The sequence below is a fragment of the Nocardia sp. NPDC052566 genome, from assembly GCF_044547285.1.
Classification (GTDB): Bacteria; Actinomycetota; Actinomycetes; order Mycobacteriales; family Mycobacteriaceae; genus Nocardia.
Map to the genome: position 1 here is coordinate 1,047,705 of NZ_JBIUAF010000001.1, position 23,879 is coordinate 1,071,583.

The following is a 23,879-nucleotide window of genomic DNA, read 5'->3' on the forward strand; positions in this document are numbered from 1 at the left end:
GTGGGCGCAGGTTCTGGTGCTGGTGGTTCCGAGGAGTTGGTTGGTGCTCTCCGGGATGCGGTGCGTGAGGTGGTGCGGTTGCGGGGGGAGTTGGCCGCGGGGCGGGAGCCGGTGGCGATTGTGGGGATGGGGTGTCGGCTGCCGGGTGGGGTGGCGTCGGCCGATGGGTTGTGGGATTTGGTGTCGGCGGGTGGGGACGCGGTGTCGGAGTTTCCGATGGATCGTGGGTGGGATCTAGGGGGTTTGTTCGATTCGGATGCGGATCGGGCGGGTTGTTCCTATGTGCGTGAAGGCGGATTTCTGTCCGGTGCAGGGGATTTCGATGCGGAGTTTTTCGGTGTGTCGCCGCGTGAGGCGTTGGTGATGGATCCGCAGCAGCGGTTGTTGCTGGAGGTTGCGTGGGAGGCGGTGGAGGGGGCGGGTATTGATCCGTTGTCGTTGCGCGGATCCAAGACCGGCGTCTACACGGGTGCGATGTTCTACGACCAGGGGCTCGCGCTGCCTGGTGGTCTGTCGTCCATCGACGGCCAGCGGTTGGTCGGCTCCGCGGGCAGTGTCATCTCGGGGCGGGTGTCGTTCGTGCTCGGCCTGGAAGGCCCTGCGGTGACGCTGGATACGGCGTGTTCGTCGTCGCTGGTGGCGTTGCACCTCGCGGCACAGGCGCTTCGGCGCGGCGAATGCGATCTCGCGCTCGCGGGTGGCGTCACGGTCATGTCGAGTCCCGCCGAATTCGTCGGCTTCAGCAGGCAGCGCGCATTGGCGCCCGACGGTCGTTGTAAGGCCTTCGCCGCCGGTGCCGACGGCACCGGCTGGGGCGAGGGCGCGGCGCTGCTGCTGGTGGAGCGGTTGTCGGATGCGGTGGCCAACGGCCATCGGGTGCTCGCGGTGCTGCGCGGCTCGGCGATCAACCAGGACGGGACGAGCAACGGGCTCACGGCGCCGCACGGCCCGGCGCAGCGGCGGGTGATTCGCGCGGCGCTGGCGGACGCCGGACTGACCGCCGCGGACGTGGACGCGGTCGAAGCGCACGGCACGGGAACACGGTTGGGTGATCCGATCGAGGCGCAGGCGTTGCTCGCGACGTATGGGCAGCGGCGGTCCGGCGGCCCGCTGTGGTTGGGGTCGTTGAAGTCCAATATCGGGCACGCGCAGGCGGCCGCCGGGGTGGCGGGCGTGATCAAGATGGTGCAGGCGATGCACCACGGGGTGCTGCCGCGCACGTTGCACGTCGATGAGCCCTCGTCGTTCGTGGACTGGGAATCGGGCGCGGTCTCGCTGTTGACCGAGGCGGTGCCGTGGCCCAGGGGGGAGCGGCCGCGGCGGGCGGCGGTGTCCTCGTTCGGGATCAGTGGCACCAATGCCCATGTCGTACTGGAGGAACCGGCCACCGACGCGGAACCCGCCGACCGGGCCGTTCCGTCCGGTCCGGTGCCGCTGGTGTTTTCGGCGCGCACGCCCCGGGCACTGCACGATCAGGCCCGGCAACTGCTGCCGCTGGCCAGTGACGACATGGTCGTTCCGTACGACCTCGCGTGCGCTCTGGCCACCGCGCGTACCGCCTTCGAGCAGCGGGCCGTCGTCGTCGCCGACCGGGCGGAGCTGTCAGAACTGTTCTCCGCCTTCGTCGACGGCGAGTCCGGGCCGGGTATCGCGCAGGGATCGGCGGCCGACGCGGGGCCGGTCGTCTTCGTTTTTCCGGGTCAGGGTTCGCAGTGGGCGGGCATGGCGCGGGAGTTGCTGGACGAGTCGCCGGTATTCGCGGCGCGGATGGCCGAGTGCGAGGCGGCGCTCGCGCCGTTCGTTGATTGGTCGTTGATTGGTCTGCTGCGTTCGGAAGATCCGCTGGGTCGGGTGGATGTTGTTCAGCCGGTGTTGTTTTCGGTGATGGTGTCGTTGGCTGCGGTGTGGCGTTCGTTCGGTGTGGTGCCTGCTGCGGTGGTTGGTCATTCGCAGGGTGAGATCGCTGCTGCGGTGGTGGCGGGTGGTTTGTCGCTGGCCGATGGTGCGAAGATCGTCGCGCTGCGCAGTCAGGCCATCGTGGTGCTCGCCGGGCGCGGCGGGATGGCCTCGATCGCGCGGTCCGCCGAGGACACCACCGATCTCATCGCCCCCTGGTCCGGCCGGATCTCGGTGGCGGCCGTCAACGGACCCGCCGCGACCGTGGTCGCGGGTGATTCCGACGCGCTGGAGGAACTGCTCGAACAGTGTGGGGCCGAGGGTGTCCGGGCGCGACGCGTCGATGTCGACTATGCCTCGCACTCCGCGCATGTCGAGCGGGTGCGCACGGATCTGCTCGCGGCGCTGACCGGAATCCGGCCGACCAGCGGCGAGGTGCCCTTCTACTCCACGGTGCACAGCGACTGGGTGGACACCGCCGAACTGGACGCCGGCTACTGGTACCGGAACCTGCGCGCGACGGTCGCCTTCGCACCCGCGGTGCGCGCACTGGCCGAACTGGGGCATACCGCGTTCCTCGAGATCAGCGCGCACCCCGTGCTCGCCGCGAGCGTCGAGGACATCGCCACGGCGGCAGGCACTTCCGTTGCCGCGCTGCATACCCTGCGCCGCGGCGAAGGCGGCGGGCACCGGCTGCTGTGCGCGCTCGGCGAGGCGTGGGTCCGCGGACTGCCCGTCGACTGGACGGTGGCGCTCGACGACACGGTCGCTCGCCCGGTTGCCCTGCCCACCTATCCGTTCCAGCGGCAGCGGTACTGGCTCGATCCGGAAATCCGTTCCGCCGCAGCGGAAAGCGATGATTTCTGGCGCGAGCTGGAGATCAGGCCGGTGGCCGACCTCGCGCAGGACCTCGACGTGTCGCCCGAGGCGCTCGGGCAGGTCATCCCCGCGCTGTCGTCGTGGCGCGCCGGGCGTGCCGCCGCATGGCGCTATCGCGCGGTGTGGCAATCGCTTTCGGTGACGGCCGCCATACCGGCGGGTCCGCTGTTGATCGTCGAGCCGGAGACCGGCGGTGCGGTGGCCGACCGTCTCGCCGCCGCGGGTGTGGACCTGATTCGTCTCACCGTGCCCGGAGTCGAGCACGACCGGGATTCGCTGGCCGCGCTCGTGCGCGCCGCGGTCGCGGAGCGGTCCGTCACCGCGGTGCTTTCGCTGCTCGCCGATGAATCGCGGGCGCACCCCGAGTATCCGAATGTGCCTGCGGGCGTCGCGCTTTCCCTTGCCTTGGCACAGGGGCTGGGTGATGCCGGTGTGGCCGCTCCGCTGTGGTGTGTCACCCGTGGTCTCGCCACCATCGGTTCGGGTGAGTCGCCGGGCGTGCCCGCGTACGGCGCCGTTGCAGGGCTCGGTCGCGTACTGGCGCTGGAACATCCGGATCGCTGGGGCGGGCTGGTCGATCTGCCGCCGGTACTCGACGAAGGAGCAGCTGCACGGCTGTGCGCGGTCTTGGCTGTTGTGCGCGACGAGGACCATGTCGCGGTGCGTGCCACCGGCGTGTATGGCCGCCGCCTGCGTTCGGTCGAGGAAGGCGCCCGGAGCCGGGAGCAGTGGCCGGGTACCGGCACCGTACTCATCACCGGCGGCACCGGTGGGCTCGGCGCTCATGTCGCCAGGCGGCTCGCCGCGAGCGGGGCGGAACACCTGCTGCTGCTGAGCAGGCGCGGACCGGACGCCCCAGGCGCACAAGAACTTCGGGCCGAACTCGAAGGCGCGGGCGCGGCGGTCGGCATCGTCGCGTGCGACGTGGCCGACCGCGAGCAGCTCGCCGCGGCGCTGGCCGGGATACCCGAGCAATGGCCGCTGACGGCCGTGGTGCATGCGGCGGGCATTCTCGACGACGGCATGGCCGACGCGATGACCGTGGCCCGGCTGGACGGCCAGCTGCGCATCAAGGTCACTGCCGCGCGCTGGCTGCACGAGCTCACCGTGGACCACGACCTGTCGGCGTTCGTCCTGTTCTCCTCGCTGATGGGCACGACAGGCGGTCTGGGTCAGGCGAATTACGCCGCCGCCAACGCGGCGCTCGACGCGTTGGCCGCCACCCGCCGGGCGGCGGGCCTGCCGACCACGTGTGTCGCCTGGGGTATGTGGGCCGGTGACGGGATGGTCGGCGCACGCGATGCCGAACGGCTCGGCGGCCTCGGCGTGCGCGCCATGGACCCGGATGCCGCGCTGCGTGCGCTGGGCCGAATCCTGGCCGGTGACACCGAGAACACCGTCGTCGCCGACGTCGACTGGGCCCGCTTCGCCGCGGCGGGCCGGACCCGTGGCCTCGCGCTGTTCGAGCACCTGCGCGGTGTCGCGGCCGCCGCCGAGACCGGAGACGCGCCGCGGTCGCGGTTCGCCGCGCTGCCGCAGGCGCAGCGGACCCGCGAATTGGCAACGCTGATCGTCGATCTCGCCGCACGCGTGCTCGGCTACGCCGGCGCCGACGCGATCGATACCCGAAAAGCCTTCGCCGAACTCGGTTTCGACTCGCTCAACGCGGTCGACATGCGCAACCGACTGGCCAAGGCCACCGGGTTGCGACTGCCGACCACGATTCTGTTCGACCACGCCACACCGCAGGCGCTCGCCGCGCATCTGGCCGCCGAATTCGGCGGATCGGACGCGGCCGTGCCGCAGGCGCCCGGCGCCACGGCCGCCGCCACCGACGAGCCGATCGCCATCGTCGGCATCGGTTGCCGATTCCCCGGCGGCGCACACGGACCCGACGCGTTCTGGCGGCTGCTCGCCGAGGGCCGCGACACCATGGCGGACTGGCCGGACGACCGAGGCTGGGATACCGATCGGCTCTTCGATCCCCGCCGCGAGCGGCCGGGGACCACCTACAGCAGGATGGGCGGGTTCCTCGGCGACGCGGCCGGTTTCGACGCGGGCTTCTTCGGCATCTCGCCGCGCGAGGCGCTCGCCATGGATCCGCAGCAGCGGATCCTGCTCGAAACCTGCTGGGAGGCCATCGAACACGCGGGCATCGAGCCACAGTCGATGCGCGGCGATTCGGTCGGTGTGTTCGTCGGCACCAACGGGCAGGACTACTCGTCCCTGATCGCGGGCGCCGCGGACGATACCGAGGGGCACTTCCTGACCGGCAATACCGCCAGCGTGCTGTCCGGCCGCCTGGCCTACACCCTCGGCCTGGAGGGGCCCGCGCTGACGGTGGACACCGCGTGCTCGGCCTCGCTGGTCGCGCTGCACCTGGCCGTGCAGGCGCTGCGCCGCGGCGAGTGCGAGCGCGCGCTGACCGGCGGCGTCACCGTGATGAGCACGCCGACGCTGTTCGTCGAGTTCAGCAGGCAGGGCGCACTCGCCAGAGATGGCCGGTGCAAGGCGTTTTCGGCCGACGCCGACGGCACCACCTGGTCGGAAGGCGCCGGCGTGCTGATGCTCGAGCGGCTCGCCGACGCCAGGCGCAACGGGCATCGGGTGCTCGCGCTCGTCACCGGCACCGCGATCAACCAGGACGGTGCGAGCAACGGGCTCACCGCGCCCAACGGGCCTGCCCAGCAGCGAGTGATCCGCGCCGCGCTCGCCGACGCGGGCATCACCGCCGCGGCGGTCGGCGCGGTCGAGGCGCACGGCACCGGCACCGCACTCGGCGATCCGATCGAGGCGCAGGCGCTGCGGGCCGTCTACGGCGAAGCGCATCGCGACACCCGGCCGCTGTGGCTCGGTTCGGTCAAATCCAATATCGGGCATACGCAGGCCGCCGCCGGTGTCGCCGGCGTGATCAAGATGGCGCTGGCGCTGCGGCACGCCGAACTGCCGCCGACCCTGCACGCCGAGGCGCCGAGCCCGCACGTCGACTGGAGCACGTCGGGGCTGCGGCTGCTGAGCGAGCCGACCGCGTGGACGCGCGCCGAAGAGCCACTGCGGGCCGGTGTTTCGGCGTTCGGCATCAGTGGCACCAACGCGCACGTGATTCTGGAGGAGCCGCCGCGGGACGAGGAGCGGGGAGCGGCCGAAGCCGTCCCGGTGCCGCTGCTGCTGTCCGCGGCCACCCCGGAAGCGCTGCGCGCCTTGGCGTCCCGTATCGACGGGTACTTCGACAGCCACCCCGATGTCGCGGCGGCGGATGTCGCGCACACCATGGCCACCGCACGCTCGGGCCTTCGGTACCGGGCCGCGGTGCTCCGCGAGGACGACGCGGCGATGCGCCGGGCGCTCGCCGGACTCGCCGACGGCGCGAACACGGGTGACTTGATCACCGGCATCGCGCCGGGCAACGGGCGGCTCGCCTTCCTGTTTCCCGGCCAGGGCAGTCAGTTCACCGCGGCGGGCGCCGAGCTCTACCGCGCCGAGCCGATGTTCGCCGCGGCGCTCGACGAGGTGCTCGCGCAGTTCCGACCGCACCTCGACCGTCCGCTGCGCGAGATCATGTTCGCCGCGGCGGATTCGGACGAGGCGCGACTTCTCGATCGGACCCGGTATACCCAGCCCGCGCTCTTCGCCGTCTCGGTGGCGCTGTGCCGGCTGCTGGAGCGGCGTGGTGTCCGGCCGGATGTGCTGCTGGGGCATTCGGTCGGCGAGCTGGCGGCGGCCCATATCGCGGGCGTGCTGACGCTGCCCGACGCGTGCGCGCTGGTGGCCGCGCGCGGACGGCTCATGGACGAATTGCCCGACGGTGGCGCGATGGTGGCGGTCGAGGCGGCCGAGGACGAGGTTCGCGCGCTGCTCACCGGTGACGCGGTCGCGATCGCGGCCGTCAACGGGCCCACCGCCACCGTGCTGAGCGGTGACGAGGACGCGGTGCTCGCCGCCGCCGAGCAGTGGCGCGAGCGCGGTCGCCGCACCCGCAGGCTCGCGGTCAGCCACGCATTCCATTCTGCCCGAATGGAACCCGTGCTCGACGAGTTCCGGCGGGTCGCGGCATCGATCAGCTATGCGACGCCACAGGTCACAGTAATTTCCGATCTGACCGGTGCGCCCGTTGCGGCGGAGCAGCTGTGCCGCGCGTCGTACTGGGTCGAGCATGTGCGCGGGACAGTACGTTTCCGCGACGGCGTCGATGCCGCGGTCGCGGCGGGGGCGACCACATTCGTCGAGGTCGGGCCCGGCGGTGTGCTGGCGGCGATGCTGGCCGAATGCCTGCCCGCGCAGCCCGCGGGTGCGGTGCTGACCGTACTTCCGAAGGGGCGCACGGAGTCCCGGTCGGTGACCGCTGCTTTGGCCGGTCTGTACGTGCGCGGCGTTCCTGTTGTCTGGCCGACCGCGGGCGGGCAGGTCGATCTGCCTACATACCCGTTCGAGCACAAGCGGTTCTGGCCCGATTCCGTGCCCACGCCGGTGGCGGGCGACTGGAATCTGTTGCGGGATAGCGATGCACCGGCGCTGGCCACGCTGCTGAACATCGATGTGGATACCCCGTTCAACGAGGCGCTGCCCGCGCTGTCCGCCTGGCGCGCACGGGCGGAGCGGGAATCCCTCGCCGCGACAACGCGTTACCGCATCTCTTGGACGCCACTGAAGGCGCCGGACCGGTTCCGGCTGGCCGGACGATGGTCGCTGGTGGTCCCGGTGGCATCTGAGATCACGGCGGTGCGGCAGGTGCTCGAGGCGCACGGTGCCGAGGTGACGGTCATCGAGGTCGCGGCGGATACCAGCCGGGCCGACCTCGGTGCGCGGCTGCGCGATGCGGCGCCGGATGGTGTGCTGTCGCTGCTCGCACGGGGATCCGAGCCACTCGGCGCGACGCTACGTCTCGTGCAGGCCGTCGGTGATGTCGGCGCGGATCTGCGGTTGTGGTGTGCCACACACGATTCGGCGTCCGTGCCCGAACAGGCGCAGGTCTGGGGTTTCGGCCGGGTCGCCGCATTGGAGCGTCCCGGCATGTGGGGCGGTCTCGTCGAACTGCCGGAGACGCTGGACGATTCGTCCGGGCGGCTGCTCGCGGCCGTGCTCGCCGGCGGGCTGGGCGAGGAGGATCAGCTTGCGATCCGTCCGGTCGGGTTGTTCGGCCGTCGCCTCGTCCATGCCGGTCGAGTCGACGTGCGACAGCCGTGGCGACCGTCGGGGACCGTCCTGATCACCGGCGGCACCGGTGGTATCGGCGCCGAGGTCGCCCGTGACCTGGCCGCCGACGGCGCGGAGCATCTCGTGCTCGCCGGGCGTCGCGGCGCGGCCGCCCCCGGTGTCGCGGCGCTCGCCGCCGAACTGGAAGCCGCAGGTACCCGTGTCACGGTGGCGGCATGTGATACCGCCGATCGCGGCGACATCGCCGCACTGCTGGAAACACTACGGGCCGAGGGCGATTCGCCGCGCGCGGTGTTCCACGCCGCGGGCTCGGTGTCGGTCGCGCCGATCGAGGACCGCACCGCCGCGGACTTGGCCGCCGAACTCGCGGGCAAGGCGGACGGCGCGTCGTATCTCGACGAACTGCTCGACGGTGCGCCGGTCGAGGCGTTCGTCCTCTTCTCCTCGATCGCCGGGACCTGGGGCAGCGGCGGGCAGAGCGGCTACGCGGCCGCCAACGCGCACCTGGACGCGCTGGCCGCGCGCCGCCGCGCACGCGGGCTGCCCGCGACCTCGGTGGCCTGGGGGCCGTGGGCAGGTACCGGGATGGCGAAGGGTGACGCGGGCGCGACGCTGCGCAGGCACGGGCTGATCGGACTCGATCCGGCGGTGGCCGTCGCCGCGCTGCGGCAGGCCATCGCCGCGGGCGACAGCCAGGTGGTCATCGCCGAGGTGGATTGGGCGCGGTTCGCGCCGACATTCACCGCGGCACGGCCGAGCCCGCTGCTGCGCGGTATTCCCGAGGCCGCGCAGGACGACGCGCCGGATGCGGCCGCGAGCGATACCGCCGCGGGCTGGCGGCAGCGGCTCCGCGGTCTCGCCGAGTCCGAACAGCGCGATCTGGTCGGGGAATTGGTGCGTGCGCAGGTCGCGCGGGGTCTCGGTCACGATGCCGGCCACGTCTTCGACACCGAGCGGCCGCTGCGCGAACTCGGATTCGACTCGCTGACCACCGTCGAGGTGCGCAACCAGCTGGCCGCCGTCACCGGGCTGGCGCTGCCGGCCTCGCTGCTGTTCGATCACTCGACCATCGCGGCACTCGGTGCGCACCTGCACTCGTTGCTGACCGACGGCGCCGCGCCGGTTCCGGTGGTCGGCGCCGCGGTGGCCGATCCGGCGGAACCGCTCGCCGTGGTCGCCATGGCCTGCCGTTTCGCCGGCGGCGTTCGGACGCCGGAAGAGTTGTGGCAGTTGGTGACCGACGAGATCGATGCCGTCTCGGCGCTGCCCGCCGACCGCGGCTGGGACCTGGCCGCGCTCTACCATCCCGACGCCGACAACCCCGGCACCAGCTACGCCGCCGGCGGTGGATTCCTCACCGGCGCGGGCGATTTCGACGCCGAGTTCTTCGGGATCTCGCCGCGCGAGGCGCTGGCCATGGATCCGCAGCAGCGGCTGCTGCTGGAGACCGCATGGGAGGCGCTCGAGCGCGCGGGGATGGACCCGCTGCGGCTCGCGGACACCACCGGCGGCGTCTTCGTCGGCGTCGCCGGGCAGGGCTACGGCTCGGGGGCGAATGCGGCCGAGGTCGAGGGGCACCTGCTCGCGGGCACGGTGACCAGCGTCGCCTCGGGGCGCATCGCGTATCAGCTCGGGCTCGAAGGCCCGGCCGTCACGTTGGACACGGCCTGTTCCTCCGGGCTCGTCGCGCTGCACCTCGCCGGGCAGGCATTGCGGGCGGGGGAGTGCTCCTTCGCCCTCGTCGGCGGCGCGGCCGTGATGGCGGTACCGGATGTGTTCGTCGAATTCAGCAGGCAGCGTGGGCTTTCCGCGGACGGCCGCTGCCGGTCGTTCGCCGAGACGGCCGACGGCACCGGCTGGGGCGAGGGCGTCGGCATGCTGCTGGTCGAGCGGTTGTCCGACGCGCGCCGCAACGGGCATCCGGTGCTCGCCGTCGTGCGCGGCAGCGCGATCAACCAGGACGGCACCTCCAACGGCCTCACCGCACCGAACGGCACGGCGCAGCAGCGGGTGATCCGGCAGGCGCTCGCCAACGCCGGACTCCAGGCCGCCGACGTCGACCTCGTCGAGGCGCACGGCACCGGCACCGTGCTGGGGGATGTGGTCGAAGCACAGGCGCTGCTCGCCACCTACGGCGCCGACCGGCAGGGACGCGGACCGCTGCACCTGGGCTCGCTGAAATCCAACATCGGCCACACCCAAGCGGCCGCAGGCATCGCGGGCATCATCAAAACCGTTGCGGCCCTGCGGCACGGCCTGCTCCCACGAACACTGCACATCGACGAACCCACCTCCCGCGTCGACTGGTCCACCGGCTCAGTAGAACTCCTCACCGAGGCCATGCCATGGCCATCCGAAAGCCGCCCCCGCCGCGCCGGCGTCTCGGCCTTCGGCATGAGCGGCACCAACGCCCACGTCCTGCTCGAGGAAGCGGCGTACGAAGAGCGGGTTGCTGCTACGCCGGACCAGCAGCCGGCTGCCCTACTGGGCGAACGGGTTTCGGCTGTGGCCGAGGCGCCCGCTGCCGAGCTGAGTGAACGGGTGGCCGATGTGGCCGAGTGGCTTGGAGCTGTGACCCACGAGCGGTCCGCCGCGGTGCTGGGTGAGCGGGTGTCGGCTGTGGTCGGAGAGCGATCCGTCGTGGTGTCGGGTGAGCGGTCCGACGCTGTGGTTGACGAGCGGCCCGCGGCGAGATCGGGTGGGCGGCTGCGAGTCGCGGGCGACGAGCGGTCCGTATCCGACGGGCGGCATGGTGGTCGGGCGGGGCCGGTGCCGTGGATGCTTTCGGCGCGGACCGAGGCGGCGTTGCGGGCGCAAGCTGTTCGGCTGCGTGACCATCTGATTCGGCATGGGGATCTCGAGAACGCGGATGTGGCACGGGCATTGGCGGTGCGGTCAGGGTTTTCCGTGCGGGCCGCGGTGGTCGGTGCGGAGCGGGAAGCGCTGCTGCGGTCGCTGACCGAGATTGCGGAGGATGCGGCAGCGCCAGATGTTGTTCGTGGTGTGGCGGGGACGGGGCGCACGGTGTTCGTCTTCCCCGGGCAGGGTGCGCAATGGGCGGGTATGGCGGCCGAATTGCTGGACAGCGCGCCGGAATTCGCTGCCCGGATCGCGGAATGTGAAGTGGCGCTGGCACCTTACGTCGACTGGTCGCTGACGGGTGTGCTGCGTGGCGAGCCCGATGCGGCTTCGCTGGAGCGGGTCGATGTGGTGCAGCCCGCGTTGTTCGCGGTGATGGTGGCGCTGGCCGCGCAGTGGTCGGCCGCCGGTGTGCGTGCCGATGCGGTGATCGGGCACAGTCAGGGGGAGATCGCGGCCGCCTGTGTGGCCGGTGTGCTGTCGCTGGACGATGCGGCCAAGATCGTGGCGTTGCGCAGCCGCGTGCTGCGCGGCCTGTCGGGTGCGGGCGGCATGGTGTCGCTCGCGGTCGGCCGGGAGCGCGCCGAGGAGCTGATCGCCGGGTACGGCGGCGAGATCTGTGTCGCGGCGGTCAACGGTCCGGCGGCCGTGGTCGTCGCCGGTGCGCCGGAGGCATTGGCGGCGTTGCTTTCCGACTGCGCGCCGCGCGGTGTTCGCGCCCGCGAGATCCCGGTGGATTACGCCGCGCACTCCGCGCAGGTGGCACAGCTGCGCGACGAACTGCTCGCGGCGCTCGGCGATATCCGGCCGGGCCGCGGCGAGATTCCGCTGTACTCGACGGTGACCGGCGAGCGCGTCGACGGTTCATCGCTCGATGCGGGCTACTGGTATCGCAATCTGCGCGATACCGTCGAATTCGAGTGCGGCACAACAAGTCTGCTCGACACCGGGTTCACCCGATTCCTGGAGATGAGCCCGCATCCGGTGCTCACCGCCGCGATCGACGGCACCGCGGAACAGCGCGGCCGCGCGATCGCCGCCATCGGCTCGCTGCGCCGCGACGACGGCGGCTGGCAACGACTGCTGACCTCGTTCGGCGAGGCCTGGTGCGCAGGCGTGACCGTGGCGTGGCGCCAGGTACCCGCGCTGAACGGCAGCGGCCGGACCGCGACGCTGCCCACGTATGCCTTTCAGCGCGACCACTTCTGGCTGCCGTCACCGGGTCGGCATGCCACCGCCACCCCGGCCACCGCGGCGGATCAGGGCCTGACCTACCGAATGGGATGGCAGCCGATAGCCGAGTTCGCCACGGACCGCCCACACGGCGACTGGCTACTCCTCGTCCCCGCCGACCATCGCGAACACGCGGCAGTGCGAGTGTGCACGCAAGCGCTCCGGCAGGGCGGCGCGCAGCCCGTCACCGTCGCGGTGGCCACCGGCGCCTCGGTAGACGAGGCATTGGCCGATGTGCCGTTGCCGCCGGACATCTCGGGAATCATCTCGCTACTCGGCCTCGACGAGAATCCCACTCCCGGCCGCGACGCCGTGCCTGATCGCGATGCCCTGCTCGACAGTGATGCCCTGCCCGGTCGCGATGCCCTGCTCGGTCGTGGTGTGGTGCCCGGTGGGGGTGTGGTGGTCGGCCGTGATGTTGTGCGTGGTGGGGATGCGATGCCCGGTAGCGATGTCGCGCCTGGTCGCAATGCTGTGCTTGGTCGCGATGGCGCGCCCGCCGGGTTGGTTGCGACGGTCGAATTGTTGCGCTGTCTCGATGCGCGCGGTTTGGCTGCTCCGCTGTGGTGCGTGACCACCGGTGCGGTCGCGGTCGCCGACGAACCGCTGGCGCACGCGGGACAGGCGTGTCTGTGGGGGCTCGGGCAGGTGCTGCTGCTGGAACAGGAATCTCGCTTCGGTGGTCTGCTCGACTTGCCCGCGATGGTCGGGGACGAACTCACCGATCTGGTTGCTGGGGCGCTGGCAGGCGGTCACGGCGAGGACCAGATCGCGCTCCGATCCGGGGGTGCGTATGGAAGGCGCCTGCGGCGCACCGAGATTCAGCACGGACCCGCGCGCCGTGAGTGGATACCGTCCGGTGGCTCGGCACTGATCACGGCGGGCATGAGCGACCTGACGGCCGAGCTGGCCCGATGGCTCGCCGCACAGGGCGCGACGCACATCCTGATCACCGGTGGCGACGGCGACCAGCCTGCCGTCGACACACTGCGCGCGCAATTGGCCGACCTGGGTGCCGAGCTGACAGTCACCGGCCGCGCCACCGACGACCCGGATCTGCTCGCCGAGCTCGAGGGCGCGAAACCCATTCGCACCGTTGTACATTCGGCCGTACCGCGACGCCCCCGCGCGCCAAGGGCGACGCTGGCGGCCGAGGAACTCGGCGGCATCGCACGTTCGGTTGTGCCAGGGACTTCCAGCGCGACAACCGCTGGGCTATCGGCCGAGGAACTCGGTGACACCGCGCATTCGGCCCCGTCCGGGAGTCCAGGCGCGCCCGGTGCGGTGCACACTGCGGAGGAGTCCGGCGGCATCGTCAGTTCGGCTGAGCCGGGGAGTTCCGGCGTGACTACTGCTGCTTCGGCGGCAGCGGCGCTCGGCGACGCAGTGCGTTCGACCGTGTCGGGGAGTTCCGGCGCGACGATCGCCGCGCTCACGGCTGAGGAGCTCGATGGCACCGTGGGGGCGGCGGTGGGGGCGATGCGGAATCTGGAGGGGCTGGCGGGATTCGGCGACGCGACGTGGATTGTGTTGACCGGTCTGAGTGGGGTGTGGGGGGCGGCGCGGCATGGTGCGGCCAGTGCCGCGTGCGCCGCGGTGGCGGCGTTGGCGCGGCAGCGCCGGGATCGGGGTGCGCACGCGCTGGTCGCCGCGGTCGGCGGACTGGACGATCGGTCGGTGGCGACTGATCGGCCGATGCGGGCCGGGACCGTCACCGCGGTTCTGCAGCGACTGCTCGAACAGGACGAGGCGACCGGGTTCGTCGCCGATCTCGAGGTAGACCGGATCGTCGCCACCGTGCCGAGCCCGCGTGCGCTCGGCCTGATCCGGGAGTTGCCCGCGGTCGCGGAGGCGCTGCGCGGTCAACCCGAGCCGGACACCGCGCTGGCCGGACGCCTTGCGCCACTGGACGAACCGGCCCGGCGCCGGATGCTGCTCGATATCGTCACCGGTCACGCCGCGACGGTGCTCGGCCACCGCGACCGCGCGGCCGTCCGGCCGGAGCAGGCGTTCGCCGACAGCGGCTTCGATTCGATGCTCGCGGTTCAGTTCCGCAACCAATTGCGTTCCGCCACCGGGGTTTCGCTGCCCGCCACCGCGGTGTTCGATCATCCGACACCGAGCGCGCTGGTCGACGTGCTCTACGCCGAGCTGTGCTCGGACACTGCGGCGGGCGCGTCGGCGCTGACCGAATTGGCACGCCTGGAATCGGCGCTCGCCGGTCTCGCGCCGGACATACCCGGCGGGCGGGAGATCGGTATCCGCCTGCAGAACCTCGTCCACCGCTGGACCGCCGCCGCGGCGCCCGCCGCGAGCCGCGACCAGCTCGGCTCCGCGAGCGCGGACGAGCTCTTCGACCTTCTTGACAACAACTACGGCCAGGCCTGAGGACGGACGACACATGCCGAACGACGAGAAGCTGCTCGAGTACCTGCGCCGCGCCACCGCCGATCTCGGTGACGCCAGGCGCAGCCTGCGGGAGGAACGCGACGCCAGGCACGAGCCCATCGCGATCATCGGTATGGGCTGCCGGTATCCGGGCGGCGCGAACTCGCCGGAACAGCTGTGGGATCTGGTCACCGCCGGTACCGATGCCATCACCGAGTGGCCTGCCGATCGTGGCTGGGATATCGACGGTCTCTACCATCCGGACCCGGACAACCCAGGCACCTCCTACACTCGCAACGGCGGATTCCTCTACGACGCAGGCGAATTCGATCCCGGCTTCTTCGGCATCTCGCCGCGCGAGGCGCTGGCCATGGACCCGCAGCAGCGGCTGCTGCTCGAAGTCGCCTGGGAAACCGTCGAGCGGGCCCGCATCGTGCCCGCCGCGCTGCGCGACAGCGCGACCGGTGTCTTCATCGGCGCCATGGTCAACGGCTACGGCGCGGGTTGCGCGCGTGTCCACGAGGTCGAGGGTCTGCTGCACACCGGGACGACGAGCAGCGTTGTCTCCGGGCGGCTTTCGTACCTGCTCGGGCTGACCGGTCCGTCGTTCACCGTGGACACCGCGTGTTCCTCCTCGCTGGTCGCGCTGCACCTGGCGGTGCGGTCGCTGCGCTCGGGGGAGTGCTCGATGGCATTGACCGGCGGCGTGACGGTCGGCGCCGACCTCGACGCGTTCGTCTCGTTCAGCCGCCAGCGCGCCCTCGCCCCCGACGGCCGATGCAAAGCCTTCTCCGATGCCGCGGACGGCACCGCGTGGTCGGAGGGCGCCGGGGTGCTGCTGCTGGAGCGGCTGTCGGACGCGATCGCCAACGGGCACACCGTGCTCGCGGTGGTGGCCGGTTCGGCGGTGAATCAGGATGGCGCGTCGAACGGTTTGACCGCGCCGAACGGGCCCGCGCAGCAGCGGGTGATCCGGTCCGCGCTGGCCGATGCCCGGTTGTCCGCGGGGGATGTGGATGTGGTCGAGGCGCACGGGACGGGAACCAGGCTCGGCGATCCGATCGAGGCGCAGGCGCTGCTGGCGACCTACGGTCGGGCGCGGCCCGAGGAGCGGCCGCTGTGGCTCGGCTCGCTGAAGTCGAATATCGGGCACACCTCCGCGGCCGCCGGTGTCGGCGGGGTGATCAAGATGGTGCAGGCGCTGCGCCACGGCGTGCTGCCGCGCACGCTACACGCGGAAGTGCCGTCCACCCAGGTGGATTGGACCTCCGGTGCGGTGCGGCTGCTGACCGAGGCGCGCACGTGGCCGGAGCTGGAGCGGCCGCGGCGCTCGGCGGTGTCGTCGTTCGGTGTGAGCGGAACCAACGCGCACGTGGTGCTGGAGCAGGCGCCGCTGACCGAAACCGCCAACGCCGCAGCGCCTTCGGGTAACCCGGTGCCGCCGGTGCCGCTCGTCACCGGCGCTGCCGCACCGCTTTCGGGCGACTCGGCGCTGTCGCGCGTCAGCGCCGACGCCGCACTGTCTTCAGGTAGCTCGGCGCTGCCGCTCGTCGTCTCCGCTCGCACCGAGGAGGCGCTGTACGCGCAGGCCGACGCTGTGCGTGCCGCTATGGAGAGCGATCCAACGGCCGGAACAGCGGGTGTGGCAAAGGCATTGGCCACCACGCGGACCGCGTTCGAGCGCCGTGCCGTGGTGATCGCCGGTGACCGCGACGACGCGCTGGCGGGACTGCGTGCGCTGGCGGTGGGCGCGGAGGCGCCCGGCCTGGTTCGCGGCGGTGAAATGCACACCGGGCGGATAGTTTTCGTCTTTCCCGGGCAGGGCTCGCAATGGACCGGGATGGCGCGCGAGCTGTGGGAGCAGTCGCCGGTGTTCGCCGAGCGGATGGCCGAGTGTGAGACCGCGCTTGCGTCGTTCGTGGACTGGTCGCTGCGCGAGCGGATCTTCGCGGACGACCCGTGGGATCGGGTGGATGTCGTTCAGCCGGTGTTGTTTTCGGTGATGGTGTCGTTGGCGGCGGTGTGGCGTTCGTTCGGTGTGGAACCTGCTGCGGTGGTTGGTCATTCGCAGGGTGAGATCGCGGCGGCGGTGGTGGCGGGTGGTCTGTCGCTCGCGGACGGTGCGAAGATCGTCGCGCTGCGCAGCCAGGCCATCGCCGAGCTCGCGGGTCGCGGTGGCATGGCCTCGGTGCCGCTGGCGGCCGCGGAGCTGACGGATCGCCTGCGCGAGTGGACGGATCGGATCTCGGTCGCCGCGCTCAACGGGCCGTCCTCGACCGTGCTGGCCGGTGACGCCGCCGCCGTCGAGCGACTGGTCGCGGACCTGGTCGCGGCGGACGTTCAGGCCAGGATCATCCCGGTCGATTACGCCTCGCATTCGCCGCAGGTCGAGGGGCTGCGCGAGCGGTTGCTCGCCGACCTGGCCGATATCGAACCCACCGCCGCCGAGGTGCCGTTCTTCTCCACCGTCGAGGCCGCATGGCGCGACACCGCGACACTCGACGCCGACTACTGGTATCGAAACCTGCGCCAGCCCGTGCGTTTCGCCGATGCCACCCAGAGCCTGCTCGCGGACGGCTACGCCTTCTTCATCGAGCCGAGCCCGCACCCGGTGCTCACCGTCGGCGTGACGCAGAGCGCCGATGCCGCCGGTATCGATGCCACCGCGGTGGGCACGCTGCGCCGCGAGCACGGCGGTATGGACGCCGCGCTGCGCTCGTTCGCGGAAGCCCAGGTTCGTGGGCTGACGCCGGACTGGTCCGCGTTCTTCGCCGACATCCCTTGCGGCGAGCAGTCACTGCCGACCTACCCGTTCCAGCATCGCTGGTTCTGGCTCGAACGCCCCGCGGACGCCGCGGCCGCCGCACCGGCCGCGGACCCCGCCGAGCAGGCCTTCTGGGAGACGGTCAACGACGAGAACCTCCCGGCGTTCACCGCGACACTCGGCCTGGAATCCGCCGATACCGTCGGCGCCGTCCTGCCCGCGCTCGCCGCATGGCGCCGCGGCCTCGCCGACCGCGCCACCGCCGACTCCTGGCGCTACCGCGTCGACTGGTCTCCACTTATCGACCGCCCTGGCCAAACCCTCACGGGCACTTGGCTACTCGTCTCATCCTCGGCTACCTCGGCTACCTCGGCTACCTCGGCTACCTCGGCTACCTCGGCTACCTCGGCTACCTCGGCTACCTCGGCTACCTCGGCTACCTCGGGTGACGCGGCCACTGCGGCCACCTCGGGTGACGCGGCCACTGCGGCCACCTCGGGTGACGTGGGCACTGCGGGCACTGCGGGCACTGCGGCTATTGCGGGCGATGCTGCCATTGCGGGCACTTGGGGTAACGCGGTGACTGCGCCCACTTCGGGTGCTGCGGGCACTGCGGGCACTGCGGGCACTGCGGGCACTGCGGCTACTGCGGGCGATGCTGCCATTGCGGGCACTTGGGGTAACGCGGTGACTGCGCCCACTTCGGGTGCTGCGGCCACTTCGGGTGTTGCGGGTGACGCGGGCGCTGCAATCGTCGACGCCTGCGCACAGGCGCTCAGTGATGGTGGCGCGACGGTGGTGCGGATCGTGCTCACCTCGTCCGATGACGATCGGGCGGCACTGGCGGCCCGCCTCGCCGAAGTGCTCGCGGAACTGTCCGTGCCGGTCGACGGCGTGCTGTCGCTGCTCGGTGTGGACGAAACACCGCACCGGCGCAACCCGCAGCTGACCGACGGCACCGCGTTGAGCCTGGTGCTGTTGCAGGCGCTCGGGGACAGCGGATGCGCGGCCCCGATGTGGTGGGCCACGCGTGGCGCGGTCGCCACCGACGGCGCCGACGTACTGACCAGTCCCGCGCAGAGTCTGCTGTGGGGCCTCGGCCGGGTTGCCGCACTCGAACATTCGGCACGCTGGGGCGGCCTCGTCGATCTGCCCGCTGCACTCGACGAGCGCGCCGCCGAGCGACTCCGTCAGGTGCTCGCCGCACGCGACGACGAGGATCAGCTCGCGATCCGCGCGGGCGGAATCCACGGCAGGCGACTGGTCCGCGCCGCACTCGGCGAGACCGCACCGGCGGACCCGTGGCAGCCGCGCGGCACGGTCCTGATCACCGGCGGCACCGGCGGCGTCGGTATGCATCTGGCCCGCTGGTTCGCCGATCGAGGGGCGCGGCACGTGGTGCTGGTCGGCCGTCGTGGCCGTGCCGCCGAGGGCGTGGACGAGCTGATCGACGAGCTGGCCGCGCGCGGCACCAGGGTGACGATCGCCGCCTGCGATGTCACCGACCGCGCCGCGCTGGCCGGACTCGTCGCCGAATTACGCAGTGGCGGAGCAGATATCAGCACGGTGATCCATGCCGCGGGCGCCGGTGTGCTCGTGCCGCTCGCCGACACCGATCCCGACGATTTCGCGCGGACCCTCGATGCCAAGGTGCGCGGCGCCGACAATCTCGACGCCGTCTTCGGCGACGACCCGCTGGACGCCTTCGTGCTGTTCTCCTCCATCTCGGCGGTCTGGGGCAGCGCCGAGCACGGCGCGTACGCCGCCGCCAACGCCTACCTCGACGGGCTGGCCGAGCAGCGCCGCGCCCGCGGCCTGACCGCCACCTCGATCGTGTGGGGCATCTGGGATCCGGCCGAGGGCGGCGGCATGGCGGCGAACCTCGTGGAGGAGCAACTGCGCGGGCGCGGGGTGCCTTTCATGTCGCCCGCGGTGGCGCTCGGCGCGCTCGGCCGGGTGCTGGACAACGACGAAGGCGTCATTGTGGTGGCGGCCGTCGACTGGGAGCGGTTCGCGCCGGTGTTCACCTCGGTGCGGCCGAGCCCACTCATCGCGGGCCTGCCCGAAGTGCGCCGGGTCATGGCCGCCGAGGACGCGGACGCCGTGGACGACGGCGCGGGTTCGGCACTGCGCCGCCGGTTGCGCGAGGCCGCCGCCCCCGAGCGCATCCTGATCGATCTGGTGCGTGCCAACGCAGCACACGTGCTCGGCCACGACTCCGGCGCCGAGGTCGAACCCGAAAGAGCCTTCCGTGACCTGGGTTTCGACTCGCTGACCGCCGTGGAGATGCGCAACCGGCTCAACACCGCCACCGGGTTGCGGCTGCCGGTGACGGTGATCTTCGACTACTCCTCGGTCGTCGCGCTCGCGCGGCACCTGGGCGAGCTGGTGCTCGGCACCGCGGCCGACGTACCGGAGCAGGCGCCGGTGGCCGCGGCCGACGCGACGGACCCGATCGTCATCGTCGGGATGGCCTGCCGCTACCCGGGCGGCGTGCACGATCCGGACGAGCTGTGGGGGCTGCTGGTCGAGGGCCGCGACGCGATCGCCGAACTTCCGGCCGACCGCGGCTGGAACGTGGCGGCGCTCTACGACGCCGACCCGGATCGGCCCGGCGCCACCTATGCCGTCGCGGGCGGATTCCTCGACGACGCAGCGGAATTCGACGCCGGATTCTTCGGCATCTCGCCGCGCGAGGCGTTGGCCATGGACCCGCAGCAGCGGCTGCTGCTCGAGACGTCGTGGGAGGCGCTCGAACGCGCGGGCATCGATCCGGTGACCCTGCGCGGCAGCAGGACCGGCGTCTTCGCCGGCGGCGCCTACCAGGGGTACGGCAACCACGAGGTGCCCGACGAGGTGGAGGGCCACCTGATCGCGGGTGTCTCCACCAGTGTGCTGTCCGGCCGGATCGCCTACAGCCTCGGGCTCGAAGGACCCGCCGTCACCATCGACACCGCATGCTCCTCGTCGCTGGTCGCGGTGCATCTGGCCGCACAGGCGCTGCGCGGCGGGGAGTGCACGCTCGCACTGGCCGGTGGTGTCACCGTGCTCGGATCACCGTTGTCGCTCACCGGTTTCAGCCGCCAGCGCGGCCTGGCCGCGGACGGGCGCTGCAAGTCCTACGGGGCGGCCGCGGACGGGTTCGGCATCGCCGAGGGCGTCGGTGTGCTTGCGCTGGAACGGCTTTCGGACGCCCGGCGCAACGGGCATCCGGTGCTGGCCACGGTGCGTGGCTCCGCGATCAACCAGGACGGCGCGAGCAACGGGCTCACCGCACCCAACGGCCTTGCGCAGCAACGGGTCATCCGCGCGGCCTTGGCGAACGCTGGGCTCGGCCCCGCGGAGGTCGACGTGGTCGAGGGTCACGGCACCGGTACGAGACTGGGTGACCCGATCGAGGCCGATGCGCTGCTCGCCACCTACGGACGGCGGCGGGGCGCGGAGCAGGCGCTGCGCTTGGGCTCGGTGAAGTCGAATATCGGCCACACCCAGGCGGCTTCGGGCGTCGCGGGCATCATCAAGATGGTCCAGGCGCTGCGGCACGATCTGCTGCCCCGATCGCTGCACGCCGCCGAGCCCACACCGAACGTCGACTGGTCCACCGGCGCGGTGACCCTGCTTACCGAGGCTGAGCCGTGGATGCGGGGTGAGCGAGTGCGTCGCGCCGGAATCTCCTCCTTCGGGCTGAGCGGCACCAACGCGCACGTCATCATCGAGCAGGCGCCTGCCGCGGAGCAGGCGCCTGCCGCGGGACCGGTGCCCGGGGCGGAGCGGGTGTCCGCCGCGGAGCGGGTGTCCGGGGCAGAGCAGGCAGCTGTCACGGGACCGGTGCTCGCCGGTGAGTCAACACCCGCCGCAGACCCGGCGCCTGCGGCCGAGCGAGTGTCTGCCGCTGAGCGAGTGCCTACCGTCGAGCCGATGCCCGCCGCCGAGCCAGTGCCCGCGGCGGAGTCGGCGATCGCTGACGCAGAGCTGGTGCAGCGGCCGGTGCTGTGGCCGCTGTCGGGGCGTACCGAGCAGGCATTGCGGGCGCAGGCGGGTCGGCTGGCGGGTTACCTCGCGGACCGGAAAGCCCTGTCGCCCTGCGATATCGGCTACTCGCTGCGGCACGATCGGACGGCGTTCGAGTATCGGGCTGTCGTCGGCGGCGCTGACCAGGACGCCATGGTGGCGAGCCTGCGCGCACTGGCCGAAGGACGCGCCGACGATCTGCTCGTCGAAGGGACGGTCGGTGCCGCAGGGCGTGTGGTCTTCGTCTTCCCGGGTCAGGGTTCGCAGTGGGCGGGCATGGCATGTGCGCTGTTGGACGAGTCGGCGGTCTTCGCCGAGCGGATGGCCGAATGCGAGGCGGCGCTGGCGCCTTATGTCGAGTGGTCGTTGATCGACCTCCTGCGTTCGGAAGATCCGCTGGGTCGGGTGGATGTTGTTCAGCCGGTGTTGTTTTCGGTGATGGTGTCGTTGGCGGCGGTGTGGCGTTCGTTCGGTGTGGAACCTGCTGCGGTGGTTGGTCATTCGCAGGGTGAGATCGCGGCGGCGGTGGTGGCGGGTGGTCTGTCCCTCGCGGACGGCGCGCGCATGGTGGCCCTGCGCAGCAAGGCGCTGCTGCCGCTGATCGGCCGGGGCGGGATGCTGTTTGCCGCGGCCACGGTGGAGTCGATCACCGAATACCTTGCGCCGTGGGCGGATCGGGTCTCGGTGGCCGCGGTCAACGGTCCCGGATCGGTGACGGTGTCGGGGGATACCGAGTCGCTGCGCGCACTGAGCGACCGGCTCGCCGACGCCGGAATCATGTCCTGGGAGCTGCCGGGCGTCGATTTCGCCGGGCATTCGCCGCAGGTGCGGGAGCTGGACGCCGAGTTGACGGCGGCCTTCGCCGAGCTGACGCCGCTGGCATCGGAGATCCCGTTCTACTCCACGGTCACCGGAGCGCGGTGTGACACAACTACATTGGACGCCGGGTACTGGCAGCGCAACCTGCGCGAGCCGGTCGTGTTCTCGGCCGCCGTCGACGCGCTGCTGCGCGACGAGCACACGGTATTCGTCGAGGTGAGCCCGAATCCGACACTGTCGGTGTGGCTTCGGCAGGCCCTGGATTCGGCGGCTACCCCCGGCTGTGTCACCGGCACCCTCGCCGAGGCCGACGGCGGCATGCGCCGCTTCCTCCTCTCCGTCGGCGCGCTGCACACCTGCGGTGTCGACATCGATTGGGACGCCGTCTTTTCCGGCACCGCTGCACACCGTGTCGACCTGCCGACCTACGCGTTCCAGCGTTCCCGCTACTGGCTGGAGCGGCCGGTCGCCGAGCGTGCCGATACGGCCGCGACCGTCGGCGATCCGGTCGCCGTGGACTTCTGGACCGCGATCGAGCGCGGCGACGCCGACGCCGTAGCGGACACGCTGCGGATGGCCGACGAGCGGGATCAGGCCGCCCTGCGCACCGTGCTCCCCGCCCTGTCGTCCTGGCACCGCGATCGCCGCGACCGCTCGGTACTCGACACCCTCCGCTATCAGGTGAGCTGGCACCCCCTGGCCACTGGCACCGAAAAACCGGCCCTGCATGGCATTTGGTGGTTGATCGTGCCCGACGCCATGGCGGCGGACGCGTCCGCCGCATCCTGTGCCAGCGCACTTGAACGGCACGGCGCCACCGTCATCACCGTGCCGTTCGGCGGTGACCGCGCGGGTGTGGCTCTACCTCCCGGCGATGACCGCCGCGCCGAGGTGGCTGTGCCGGTCGGCGAGGGTAACCGCGCCGGTGTCACGGTGCCGCCAGTCGGTGGCGACAGGGGTGAATCGAGCGCGCTGATCGGCAATGGCGACCGCGCTGATGCGAGCCTCCCGCTCGGCGGCGACAGTCGCGCCGGTGTCAGTGTGCCGCTCGACAGTGGCGAAAGCGCTGATGTGTGCCTGCCGGTCGGCGGTGATGAGAGTCCCGATGCGAGCGTGCCGCTTGACAGCGGTGACTGCGTGGGCGTCGGCGTCTCGTTCCGCGATGGCGACCGTGCACGTCTCGCCGACGAACTGCGTGAGCGCCTCGATGCCGGTGCGCCGCAGGGCGTGCTGTCGCTACTCGGTCTCGCGGGTGGGGGACATCCGGCGCAGCCGGTGGTGCCTGCTGGTCTCGATATGACGGTGACCCTGATGCAGGCGCTGGGTGACGCGGGCGTTGCCGCGCCGGTGTGGGCCGCGACCGTCGGTGCGGTGCGGGTCGGCCGGGCGGATGCTGTTCCCGTCGCGGAGCAGGCGATGACGTGGGGGCTGGGTGCGGTCGCGGGGATGGAGTATCCGCAGCGGTGGGCGGGTCTGATCGATCTGCCCGCGCGGTGGGACGACCGGGTGCTCGATCGGCTGGTTCGGGTGCTCGCCGGTCTCGACGGCGAGGATCAGGTCGCGCTGCGTGCGTCCGGGATCTTCGCCCGCCGCCTGGTGCGGGCCGAATCGGTTGCGGCGGACAATGATTGGAGCACCTCGGGTGCCGCGCTGATTACCGGTGGCACCGGTGCGCTCGCCGCGCATGCCGCGCGGTGGCTCGCGCGGCGTGGGGCGCGGTTCATCGTGCTCGCCGGTCGGCGGGGACCGAGTACGCCGGGTGTCGAGGCGCTGGTGACCGAACTGGCCGAACTCGGTGTGGCCGCGGTTGCGGTGGCCTGCGATGTCACCGACCGTGACGCGCTCGCCGATCTGATCGCCGCGGTTCCGGTCGACC

Annotated in this window: 2 protein-coding genes (1 of these 2 only partly in view); both read left to right on the top strand. The window is 71.6% G+C overall.

Annotated elements, in window-relative coordinates; all coding sequences use genetic code 11:
• Window positions 1–14,409 (top strand): type I polyketide synthase, encoded by a 14,409-nt coding sequence (locus tag ACIG5A_RS04405; RefSeq protein ID WP_397237601.1) that lies wholly within the window; start codon window positions 1–3, stop codon window positions 14,407–14,409.
• Window positions 14,384–23,879, top strand: the 5' portion of a protein-coding gene (locus ACIG5A_RS04410) for an SDR family NAD(P)-dependent oxidoreductase (RefSeq protein ID WP_397237603.1). The gene runs 6,395 nt beyond the window's last position; 9,496 of the gene's 15,891 nt are visible here — the first part of the coding sequence; it begins with the start codon at window positions 14,384–14,386; its stop codon lies beyond the right edge, outside the window. Before ACIG5A_RS04405 ends, ACIG5A_RS04410 begins: the two co-directional genes overlap by 26 nt.